Annotated in this window: 8 protein-coding genes; 4 read left to right on the forward strand and 4 right to left on the reverse strand. The window is 59.9% G+C overall.

Annotated elements, in window-relative coordinates; all coding sequences use genetic code 11:
* Positions 1 to 138: 138 nt before the first annotated feature.
* Positions 139 to 753, reverse strand: a complete 615-nt coding sequence (gene prfH / locus GAO09_RS28030; protein WP_153360028.1) for a peptide chain release factor H — start codon at positions 751 to 753, stop codon at positions 139 to 141.
* Complete coding sequence (locus GAO09_RS28035; RefSeq protein WP_153360030.1) at positions 740 to 1,951, reverse strand: RNA ligase RtcB family protein; 1,212 nt, start codon at positions 1,949 to 1,951, stop codon at positions 740 to 742. The genes prfH and GAO09_RS28035 overlap by 14 nt, the downstream gene beginning before the upstream one ends.
* 673 nt (positions 1,952 to 2,624) lie before the next feature.
* On the opposite strand from GAO09_RS28035, the gene GAO09_RS28040 reads away from it, so the two are divergent.
* The 4 genes from GAO09_RS28040 to GAO09_RS28055 all read left to right on the forward strand — a co-directional run bounded on the left by GAO09_RS28040 (position 2,625) and on the right by GAO09_RS28055 (position 10,421).
* Positions 2,625 to 4,535 (forward strand): methyl-accepting chemotaxis protein, encoded by a 1,911-nt coding sequence (locus tag GAO09_RS28040; RefSeq protein ID WP_153360032.1) that lies wholly within the window; start codon positions 2,625 to 2,627, stop codon positions 4,533 to 4,535.
* 458 nt (positions 4,536 to 4,993) lie between these two features.
* Positions 4,994 to 6,199, forward strand: coding sequence for an efflux RND transporter periplasmic adaptor subunit (locus GAO09_RS28045; RefSeq protein ID WP_153360034.1), 1,206 nt, complete (start codon positions 4,994 to 4,996; stop codon positions 6,197 to 6,199).
* A gap of 11 nt (positions 6,200 to 6,210) precedes the next feature.
* A complete protein-coding gene (locus tag GAO09_RS28050) occupies positions 6,211 to 9,537 on the forward strand; it encodes an efflux RND transporter permease subunit (RefSeq protein ID WP_153360036.1) in 3,327 nt (1,108 codons plus the stop codon).
* A gap of 200 nt (positions 9,538 to 9,737) precedes the next feature.
* Positions 9,738 to 10,421: a Crp/Fnr family transcriptional regulator gene (locus tag GAO09_RS28055; protein ID WP_153360038.1), complete on the forward strand. Its 684-nt coding sequence runs from the start codon at positions 9,738 to 9,740 to the stop codon at positions 10,419 to 10,421.
* 2 nt (positions 10,422 to 10,423) lie between these two features.
* Here GAO09_RS28055 and GAO09_RS28060 read toward each other — a convergent pair whose 3' ends face one another.
* The gene (locus GAO09_RS28060; protein ID WP_153360040.1) at positions 10,424 to 11,077 is read right to left on the reverse strand and encodes a DUF6891 domain-containing protein; all 654 of its coding nucleotides are present in this window, start codon (positions 11,075 to 11,077) and stop codon (positions 10,424 to 10,426) included.
* A 17-nt stretch (positions 11,078 to 11,094) separates the two neighbouring features.
* Complete coding sequence (gene ureG / locus GAO09_RS28065) at positions 11,095 to 11,706, reverse strand: urease accessory protein UreG (RefSeq protein WP_153360042.1); 612 nt, start codon at positions 11,704 to 11,706, stop codon at positions 11,095 to 11,097.
* Positions 11,707 to 11,748 lie beyond the last annotated feature (42 nt).

The following is an 11,748-nucleotide window of genomic DNA, read 5'->3' on the forward strand; positions in this document are numbered from 1 at the left end:
AACTTGATTTTGAGAGTAAAGATTAAAGTTGAGAATTTCGGTCAGGAAATTTACCCGATACCAAAAATTGCGCCGCCTTCGACACGGCAATCATAAGGCATGACGAAAACGGCCCCGATCAACGGGGCCGTTTCGAGGTTACAGCTTGAAGGTTTTCACCTCGTTGCCGCGTTCGAGATTGCGGTTGGCGAGAAAACGTTCCCGCCGCGCCGCATCCGCCTTGTGGTGCTCCAGCATGTCGAGCATGCCGGAGAGACGCCGCAGCGCCAGCGCCTTGTTGCGATGCTGGGAACGCTCGTCGCGCGCCAGAACCGTCAACCCGGTCGGGATGTGCACCACACGCACGGCGCTATCCGTGGTGTTCTGGTGCTGCCCGCCCGGCCCGCCGGCCCGCAAGGTCTCAAAGCGCAGGTCGGCGGGATCGAGACCATTGTCGACCTGCTCGACGGCAAGATCGACCGGCTGCACCGCCACGAACCAGTTCTGTCTTTTGTGACCCGGCCTGACCGGGCTCTTGAACATGAACTTGATCGAGCCGGTATAATCACCGGCCAGCACCGCAGCGCCCTCACCGTCCAGGCTGACAATTGCCGATTTCGGCCCATGCCTGTCCGGCAACGGACCGAAACTGACTGCGAAACCGCAGCCGCGATTGCCGGCCTCCACCCGCAGGATATCGACCAGTTTCGCAACGGCGATCCGGCACTCGACCGGACCGTCGCCGGAAGTGACGAGAAGATCAACGCCAGCCATGTTTCTGCCCCCTCATCTCCCGGTGGTCAGACTTGCGCTCGCGGCGTTCAGCCTCAACCTCGTCCACCGCCTTCTTGTAGGTAACGAGCGGCCGCAAGGTGGCGACCGGCTTGACCAGTCCCGCAGCGGCAAGATCCCCCACGACATGACCGGCATCCTTGTAGGCGGCAGCCGCTTCCTCGATGACGAGATTGCGATCATCGCAGATCGCCACCCCACCCCAGGCATTGCGCAGAAGCTGCTCGCGATCCGACCGCGTCTTGCCGACACGGCCATACATGCTGGCACGGTCGTATTTGCGACCGGCCCCATGCGAGATCGCCCCGAGCGCACCCGAAACGCCCTTGAGCGCCCGCACCAGATGGCTAAGGCTGGCGCGAGAACCGGCAACGGGCGCGAGTTCGCCCGCACGCACCGCGGCTGCGCCTTTGTGGTGAACGAAACCACGCTCGGACACCCGGACGAGATTGTGCGGAATGTCAGCGATGCGTTCGACATCGGCCCGAAGCGCCAAAGCCGCCCGCTCCGCCACTATCTGGCGATTGAGCGAGGCCCATGCGACACAGCCATCATGCGCTGCAAGCCACGCCACCCCCGCTTCGGAAACCGGGTCGAGACCATCCTTCAGTGAAGGGTGGTTCGCAACGGTGTTTTCGAAAACGGAGGCACCAAATCCGCGAGAGCCGGAATGCACGAGGAGATAAAGACGCTGATCGTCAAACTCCTCGCCATCCGCCACCGTGTCGATGGCCTGCAGCTCGCAAAAGTGGTTGCCGCCACCGATCGTGCCGAGCGAGTTTTGGAAAAGCTCAGGCGGCAGACCGGCATCCTCCAGACGCGTGGAAAGATCATCGATCTCCTGCGCTTCGAACAAACGCAGGCGTGCGGTCGCCTTTTCGATCTTCAGCTTGCGCAGCGGCAGATCCAGCGCAAACAGCGACATGCCGCAGCCGATATCGTTGCCGATCAGCAGCGGATGAACGCGGTCGGATAAAAGCGCGACACCGGTCGCACCATATTTGCCGGGATGAAGATCAGGAAATGCGACGATTTCCTTCACACCCGGAAGACGCGCCATCTCGTCAAGCTGATGGAGGGCAGCACCCTCGATCCAGGCCTTGTCCGAAAAGACACGATGAATGGCCGCCGGGTGCACCGACGGCGTATGGGAGCTATCGCTCCCGATGGAATTGCCCATTTTTGAAAAACTCTGGGTAGGAGTGATCGTCTGCCGGCGGATCTAAAATCGGCGCGGCAGGTCAATCGGCATTCGTCGGCAAAATCACCGAGTTAAGCCGAAACCCCATTGGGGCGTGCGGAGATGTTTTGCATCGGGCGCTCCCTTGTTCCAGAAATCAATGAGGCTCAACTAGGCCAGGCATTTCGCATAAGCAAGCGACAGCGAAGGCTCGGCGCATAGGTTTGGGCCGAGGTGTGGCGAAAAGGTCGCCGTCACCAAACATGCCGGCATTTCAGAGTGACGACCAGCCGATTTTTCTGAATTAAAACGAAAATTTATTTGGCCGTATTCCGTTCAGCATTTATTGTGCAGCGCAGTATATTCCGCGATGCAACATTTTTCGCGGTATGCGCGAGATATTTCGCCGGGCGCCACGGAAAACGAAGTATTTGCATTCAAAAGAATTTTAGGCACATCTGCAATGAGCAATTGCCCTAATAATTTACATTTATTCGGCACACTATTCGCGCGCCGTTACTTCATTGGCACAACAACTATCGGTCTGCATTTTAACCGGCAATTAGTGCCGATCTGCCAAATTGTCGCACAAGCATGCTGTCGCGCCTCTCAGAGAGAAGAGCTGCGCCACGCGCCGTTGTGTTGTGCAGTTTTATGGGTGGGGTGTAGCATTATGGCATTCAAAGATATGGCCATTTCAAAGAAACTCGGCATCGTCACGGTTGTGATGGGCCTGTCCTCGGTCGTCATCGCCGGTGTTGCTGGCAGCGGCCTTTATGGCCTCCAGCAGGCGATGGTTTCCGTCGGCGCCCGCGAGGAAGTCGCTCGCGAAGCGATGGACCTGCGCGTCGACATCATCGCCATCAGCCGCATGACCTACCAGCTGGCCGCAGCACCGGAAAAGGCCAAGGATTTTCGCGCCGAGACCGATAAGCGTTCGACCGAAATGCTCGGTCGTCTGCCAAAGATCGAATCCACCGCCGATGCCGCCGAAAAGGATCAGTTGAAGACGATCCGTGGTGCGATGGAAAGCTACTTTGGCGAGATCCGTAAGATGGTCGATGTTGCCGAAAAGAACCCGGCAGACACCGCGGCCATCGGCGCCAGCCTCAAGAAAGCGCTGGACGGCCAGAAGGTCGTCACCGACACGGTGAAGGTCTACAGCACCTACTCCGGCAAGTCGCTGGCGGAAGCTCGCACCTCGGCCGTAGAATCCTCCTCCACCGCCATGCTGATCTCGGCGCTTGCCGCCCTCGGCTTCATCGCTCTCGGCAGCGTCATCAGCACGCTGGTCGCCCGCCGCGGCATCATCCGCCCGATCCGCGACCTGACCGATGCCATGAGCCGCCTTGCCAAGGGTGATCTCGATGGCAGCGCCGTCGATGCCGCCCGCAAGGACGAGATCGGCGAAATGGGCCGCGCCGTCGACGTGTTCCGCCAGAACGCACTGGCCATGAACCAGCTGAAGGCACAGGAAGCCGTTCTGCACGAGCGCAGCTCCGACCTGCAGTCGAGCATCGCCACCGTCGTCGCGTCAGCTGTCGCCGGTGATTTCACCGCCCGCATCCGCAAGGACTACCAGAGCGAAGACCTCAACCGCTTTGCCGGCAGCGTCAACGAACTGGTATCGAGCGTCGATAGCGCCGTCAGCGAAGTCCGCCGCGTTATCGCCGCCCTCGCCGATGCCGACCTGACCCAGACGATGGAAGGCCAGTTCCAGGGCGCGTTTGCCGAACTGCAGGGCAACGTCAACGCCACGATGGTGACGCTGCGTGCCACCATGCACAATGTTCGTGGCGCCGCCGGTACGATCAACAACAACTCGGCCGAACTTTCGTCTGCCGCCAATGACCTCTCCAAGCGCACGGAGCAGCAGGCCGCTTCGCTGGAAGAGACCGCTGCGGCTCTCGACGAGATCACCGCAACGGTTCGCGCCGCATCCGCCCGCTCCAACGAAGCCCGCGACATGGTGCACCAGACCAAGCAGAGCGCATCGAAGTCCGGCGACATCGTCCGCTCGGCCGTCACCGCCATGGGCCGCATCGAAGAGTCCTCGAACAAGATCAGCCAGATCATCGGCGTGATCGACGAGATTGCCTTCCAGACCAACCTTCTGGCGCTGAACGCCGGCGTCGAGGCAGCGCGTGCCGGTGAAGCCGGCCGTGGCTTTGCGGTCGTTGCACAGGAAGTCCGCGAATTGGCCCAGCGTTCCGCAAACGCCGCCAAGGAAATCAAGACGCTGATCAGCACCTCGGCTTCGGAAGTCGAGGGCGGTGTGTCGCTCGTCCGCTCGACCGGTGATGCGCTTCTGGAAATCGAGAACCTCGTCAACCGTGTCAACGAGCATGTGGAATCGATCGCTACCGCCGCGAAAGAACAGTCGATGGCGCTGGCCGAGATCAATTCCTCGGTCAACCACATGGACCAGATGACCCAGAAGAACGCAGCCATGGTGGAAGAAACCACCGCCGCCAGCGAAACGCTGGCAGAGGAAAGCCGCCAGTTGCAGACCATCCTGCAGAACTTCAAGCTGGAAGAAGGCCACGTCGCGCAGACCGGCCATCGTTACCGCTCGGCAGCCTGATCACCGTCAGAAACAGTCAAAAGACAAAGGCCCGGAGCAGCGATGCTTCGGGCTTTTTCGTGTTTACGCTCGCCAAGATATCGCGATTGTCGCATCAAACATCGATCGATAGGTTTGAACACAGCTTGCAACGCCGAGCCAACCGGCTCTACCGGATGGATGAGCGTGTCCTTTGCATCGAAAAGCGTCTCGAACTCGTCGAGAGCTGAGCCTCAACAAAGCCGCAAACAGCCCACATTCATTGAAGCCCGCTGTTACAAATTGCAAAAAAACTGCAAAGCGGATGTTACGTCGCTCTGATTGATTTGCGCTACCCAAGCCGTTAAGTTCACGCAAGTGTGAAGCCGGTACTTGCAATCGCAAATGTCGATGCACATGTCAGCGGCGACCTTGCGTTGGGAGGCGCAATCTCGATCCGTCGCGATTGGATTCTCTCCCTTACCCATGAAAGAGTCCGCATGTCTCGACGCCGCTTTGACCTTTTGCCCACTGCCGCCGCCATCGTATTCGTTGCCGCATTTTCTGGCCCGTCGCAGGCGCAGGAGCCTCAGCCAAAACCCGAGCCGAAACTGCCCGCAATCGTCGTCACGCAGGCCGCAGAACGGCCGCTGACCGACCGCGTCATCGCCACTGGCACAATCCGGCCAATCGATGAAACCCTGGTCCAGCCGCTGGTCGACGGCCTGCCGATCAAGACACTCAATGTCGATGTCGGCGATCATGTCGAGGTAGGTAGCGTGCTGGCGGTACTCGATGGTGATGCGCTGGTTTTGCAAAAGAGCCAATATCAGGCCAACAGGGCAAAGGCTGAGGCGGGTCTGGCACAGTCGAATGCCCAGGTCGTGGAAGCTCAGGCCAATTATGACGACGCTATCCGCCAGCGTGACCGCACCAAACGTCTTGGTCAGAACGGCACCAACTCCGTTTCGCAGGTCGAGCAGGCGGAGGCGCAGGCACAGGTCGCCGATGCCAAGATGAAGGCCGCTCAGCAGGCTGTCGGTGTCGCCGAAGCCGATATCAAGGTTGTCGATGCGCAGATCGCCGATATCGAGCTGAAACTGGCGCGCACCGAGGTCAAATCGCCGGTCGCAGGCGTCGTTTCTGTGAAAAACGCCAAGGTCGGCGCCATTGCCGCCGGCAGCGGCGACCCGCTTTTTAACGTCATTCGTGATGGCGCCATCGAACTCGTCGCCGATCTGGCCGAAACCGAGATCGGCAAGATCAAGCGGGACCAGAAGGCAACCATCCGCGTGGCCGGCAACCGCAATGGCATTGAAGGCGTTGTGCGTCTCGTATCCCCGACCGTTGACGCATCTACCCGCCTCGGAGCTGTCCACATCGTTGTCGATGCCACCAGCACCGCACGCGCCGGCATGTATGCAAGCGCCGAGGTGATCGTTGCGCAGAAGGCAGCATTGGCGCTTCCGCAATCGGCGGTCACCAGCGGCCGTGATGGTTCCGTTGCCCGCAAGGTGGAAGGCGATGTCGTCAGGCAGGCTGCCGTAGAGACCGGCATTCAGGATTCCGGTTTTATCGAAATCATCAGCGGCCTGAAGGCCGGCGACAAGGTCGTGGCCAAGGCCGGCGCGTTCGTGCGCGACGGCGACCGCATTGCGCCTGTCGAACCCAAGAATAGCGAAGCGCAGAAACAAGCGTCGAACTGAGGATTGTCTCGATGAACTTCTCCGCATGGTCGATCCGCAATCCGATCGCGCCGATCCTCGCATTCGCGCTGCTGATGTTTGTCGGCATCCAGTCGTTTTATGCGCTACCGATCACCCGTTTCCCCAATATCGACGTACCGGTCGTCTCGATCACCGTTGTCCAGAATGGTGCAGCACCGGCCGAACTGGAAATGCAGGTGACCAAGGAGGTCGAGGATGCTGTTGCTTCGATCAGCGGCATCGATGAAATCCAATCGACCGTGGTCGATGGCCAGTCGACGACCACCGTTCTGTTCCGCATCGAAAAACCCACGGCCGAAGCCGTTCAGGACACCAAGGACGCCATCGATCGCATCCGCAGCGATCTGCCCGCCGATGTCGAGGAACCGGTCGTTTCCAAGGTGGATGTCGAAGGCCAGGCAATCCAGACCTTTGCCGTCTCCTCCCCCAACATGACGCTCGAGGAACTCTCGTGGTTCGTCGATGACACCGTCAAGCGTGCCCTGCAGGGTCAGGCCGGTGTCGGTCGTATCGACCGTTACGGCGGTTCGGACCGCGAAGTGCAGGTCATGCTCGAACCCGGACGGCTCGACGCCTATGGCATTACCGCTGCCGAGGTGAACGAGCAGCTGCGCGGCACCAACGTTGATCTCGGTTCCGGCCGCGGCCAGATCGGCGGCAATGAACAGGCGATCCGCACGCTTGGCGATGCCCGCAATGTCGCCGAACTCAGCAACACGACGATCACGCTGCCGACCGGCAATTTTGTGAAGTTGTCGCAGCTCGGCAAGGTCACCGACACCTATGCCGAACAAAAATCCTTCTCGCGCTTCAACGGCAATCCCGCCGTCACCTTTGCCGTGTTCCGTGCCAAGGGCGCCAGCGAAGTCTCCGTTGCCGAAACGGTCGCGGAAAGCCTCGATCAGGTGCGATCAGCCCATCCGGACGTCGCCATCCAGATGGTCGATGACTCGGTCTATTTCACATACGGCAATTACGAGGCAGCCCTTCACACGCTGGTGGAAGGCTCGGTGCTTGCCGTCATCGTCGTCTTCCTTTTCCTGCGCAACTGGCGGGCAACGCTGATCGCCGCCGTCGCCCTGCCACTGTCTGCGGTGCCGACCTTCTGGATCATGGACGTGATGGGCTTTTCGCTCAATCTCGTCAGTTTCCTGGCGCTGACGCTTGCGACCGGCATTCTTGTCGATGATGCGATCGTCGAGATTGAAAACATCGCCCGCCATATCAAGATGGGCGAAACGCCATACCGGGCAGCGCTGGAAGCCGCCGATGAAATCGGCCTCGCCGTCATCGCCACCAGCTTTACCATCATCGCGGTCTTCGTGCCGGTGTCCTTCATGCCGGGCATTCCGGGCCAGTATTTCATCCAGTTCGGCCTGACCGTCGCATTCTCGGTGTTCTTCTCGCTGATGGTGGCGCGTCTGATCACGCCGCTCATGGCCGCCTATCTGATGCGATCAGAAGATGCGATGGACGACCACCAGGACAATGATGGCCGCCTGATGCGCGCCTATTCCAAGGTCGTGTCCGGTACCACTCACAAATGGTACTGGCGTTACGCGACGCTTCTGGGAGCGATTGCCTTCCTCGGCGCTTCGCTTTTCCTGCTCTCGAAAGTGCCAGGCAGTTTTCTGCCTCCCGAAGATTCCTCGCGTGTCGTGCTTTCGGTGGAACTGCCACCGAATGCGACGCTCGAAGAAACCGATGCGACCAGTGCACAAATCTACAATGTGGTGAAAGACCTCGACGGCGTCGAAAGCGTCTTCGTGCTCGGCGGCGCTTCGCCCAAGGGCGATCTCGAACTGCGCCGCGCCACCATTCGTGTCATCCTCGGCAACATGGACCATTCGCTCGTCAAGACCATCGTCAACAAGGGTTTTGGCGGCATACCGCTCATCGGCCCTTACCTTCCGAAAATCGAAGACCACGGCCGTACGCGTCCACAATGGGACATCGAGAAGGAACTTTTTGCAAAAGTTCAATCCATACCGGACGTGCGCATTTCCAAGATCAACGACCGGGCAGAACGTGAACTCACCTTCAACTTCCTCTCCGACAACAATGACGAGTTGAATGACGCCGTCGCGCTTCTCGAATCCAACCTGCGCGCCTCACCCATTCTTGCCAATGTCTCTCAGGATGGCGCCCTGCCCCGGCCGGAACTGCAGATCCGTCCGCGCAAGGACGAGGCCGCGCGTCTCGGCGTCACGCCGCAGCAGATCTCGCAGACCGTTCGTGTCGCCACCATCGGCGATATCGATGCGCAGCTGACAAAGATTTCGCTGGATGACCGCCAGATCCCGATCCGCGTACAGACCTCGCTCGATACCCGCCGCGATCTCGAACGCATCCGATCCTTGAAGATCAAGACCGCCTCGGGAGCGACTGTGCCGCTCTTCAGCGTAGCCGATATCGACTATTCGGAAGGCCCAAGCTCGATCAAGCGCAATGCCCGCAACCGCGTTGTCGCTATCGGCTCCGACGTGCCGCAGGGCACGGCGCTGGAAACCTCGACCGCCGAGTTCAAACGCATCGTCGACGAAACCAAGCTGCCGCCGAGCGTCAAACTGGCCGAAAGCGGCGACGCCAAGGTGCAGGGAGAAATGCTGGCGGGTTTTGCCAATGCCATGCTGCTCGGCCTGCTTCTGGTGCTGGTCGTGCTGATCCTGCTGTTCAAGGATGTCATCCAGCCTTTCACCATCCTGTTTTCGCTGCCATTGGCGATCGGCGGTGTCGCGGTGGCGTTGATCATCACCCAGAATGCGCTGTCCATGCCCGTGCTGATCGGCATTCTCATGCTGATGGGTATCGTCACCAAGAACGCCATTCTTCTGGTCGATTTTGCCATCGAGATGAAACATGCCGGCATGAGCCGCGTCGATGCCATGGTGGAAGCCGGCCGCAAGCGCGCCCGCCCGATCATCATGACCTCGATCGCCATGTCGGCCGGCATGTTGCCGTCTGCGCTCGGCGTCGGTGAAGGCGGTTCCTTCCGCGCACCGATGGCGATCGCCGTCATCGGCGGCATCATCGTGTCGACCGTGCTCTCCCTGCTGGTCGTGCCCGCATTCTTCCTGATCATGGATGATCTGTCGCGCCTTCTGGCTCGTCTGTTCGGACGGCTGGTCGGTAAGAAGGACGAGGAAGAACTGCCGATGTCCGAAGAAGCATTGACGAAGGCAACGCGCGAACAGGCTGCCGGCATCGCGGCACTGGAGGAGCGGATCAGCCGCATGGAACGCGAGAAAAGCGATGACCGCTCACCGGGCAGCCCAGGCAATAATGTCCTGAGATTGCCGCCACTCGCGGCCGAATGACCGGGTTTTCCTGCACCGCAAAAAGCAAGGAAAAGTAGCGCCGGCGATTGCAACACCCGCAACTGCGGTCAAATGACACAAGCGCCATTTTCCGACCGGCGGTTTGATGAACATCAAATTGCCGGTCGGACCATCGGCTATCCTCCTCTCATCGAAGAACCGCCGGCCCTTTAGCCCCCGGCAAAGGAGGAACTGCAACGATGAACAAACACGCCATCACCGAAAGCGAACGTGGTCAGCTCTTGAAGACAACACTGCTGACCGGGCTTCAGGGACGGTCCCTGCAGCGCATGCTCGACAGCGCCATCGTGGAAGAACGCGAGGGTCGCTCCTCGGTGTTTCGCCAGGGTGAAAATGCAGACGCCTTCTATTGTGTGCTGAACGGCTATGTCCGCCTATTTCGGCTGAGCCGCGAAGGCCGCCATGCCGACGTACGGATCTGCCAGCCGGGTGACGTTTTTGCCGAATGCATGATCTATGGCGGCGGCGACTATACGTTCAATGCACAGACGGCCGACACCGCAACGCTTGCCCGTTTTGACCTTGGCACGGTTCGTCGCCTTGCGGAAGAAGACACCAATATCGCCCGCGCGGTAATGACCTGCCTCTCCCAGCACCTGATCGACACGATGCATTGCGTCGGCAGCGACCGCCTCAATACCGCGCCGCAGCGTGTTGCCGATTATCTTCTTGAACGTTGCCCGATCGACCGTGGCCCGGCCTCCGTTCAGCTTCCCTTCCAGAAAAACCTTCTGGCCGGCATGCTGGGTCTGGCACCGGAAGCGCTGTCTCGCGCCTTCTCCACGCTTCGCCCGCGCGGTGTCACCGTCCGCGGCCGAATGATCCAGATCGGCGACGTGCAGGCACTTCGCGAAGTCGTCTAAAACTACTCGGCCGGACTGCGCTTGCGCCAAAGGAATGGCGCAACGCGGATGCGCTGGCCGACATCGCCATCCCACTCCGCCTTGAGGCCGTGCTGGCCAAGCACGGCCATGGCTTCCCGGGCTATGACCGGTGCCATATTATCCGCATCCTCGAAAGCACCGAAGGCGATATGAAGCTCGCCGCCGGAGAGCGCACCGTCAACATCCTGAGCGTGATAGAACAGCCAGCCGCGAGACGATCGTCCAGCCTCCTTGCGGGCGTGATATTCATCCTCGGCATCGGAGCGACCATCCGATCGCGTGTTTCCGGCATTGTGAAGGGCGATGATATCGACCTTGCCCAACTGCTCGAATGCCGCCTCCAGACGATCAACATCCGTCTCTTTAGGCCAGGTCTTTTCTTCGTCACGCTTTTCCTCGAACAGCCCCGCGGTCTCCTTGCGAATCCACTGCCGGTCGGTCGCATTCAGGTCAGCAGGATCGAGATATTCCTCGCTGATAATAACCTCGATATCGGCCTGCGTTTCAAAACCGGCCCAGACGAGGTTGCGGATGGCCAGACCGGTGTCATGCCTGTCCATTGGCTCGGCTGCGTGGACGGCCTGCGCGGTCGATGCCGTAAACAGGCCGGCGAACAGGATTTTCAGAAATTTCATGACCACTCCCCGCGACCTTACAGACCGCCATGCAGTTCCAGAAACCGCACGACATCATCGACGCCTTCTCCGCGCTTCAGGTCGGTGAAAACATGCGGTTTCTGCTCACGCATGCGGGCAGCGTCACGGTCCATCACGTCGATATCGACGTCCACGTAAGGTGCAAGATCCTTCTTGTTGATGATCAGCAGGTCTGAGCGAGTGATGCCCGGCCCTCCCTTGCGCGGGATTTCTTCACCCTGACAGGTGGAGATCACATAGATGGTGATGTCGGCAAGATCCGGCGAAAAGGTCGCCGCCAGATTGTCGCCGCCGGATTCGATGAACACTACATCGAGATCGGGAAAACGCTGGTTAAGCCCGGCAATGGCCTGGAGATTGATCGTCGCATCCTCGCGGATGGCGGTGTGCGGACATCCGCCCGTCTCGACACCGACGATACGATCCGACGACAGCGCCTGGCACCGCACCAGCGCCTCAGCATCTTCCTTGGTGTAGATGTCGTTGGTGACGACCGCGACCGAATATTTCTCGCGCATCGCCTTGCAGAGCTTTTCCGTCAGCGCCGTCTTGCCGGAGCCGACCGGTCCGCCGATACCGACCCGCAGAGGACCGTTTGCCGATTTCATCAAATGTCCTTTCGAATAATTAGCGCGAGAATAGCGCCGGGG

This window comes from Endobacterium cereale (assembly GCF_009617585.1).
GTDB lineage: Bacteria > Pseudomonadota > Alphaproteobacteria > Rhizobiales > Rhizobiaceae > Neorhizobium > Neorhizobium cereale.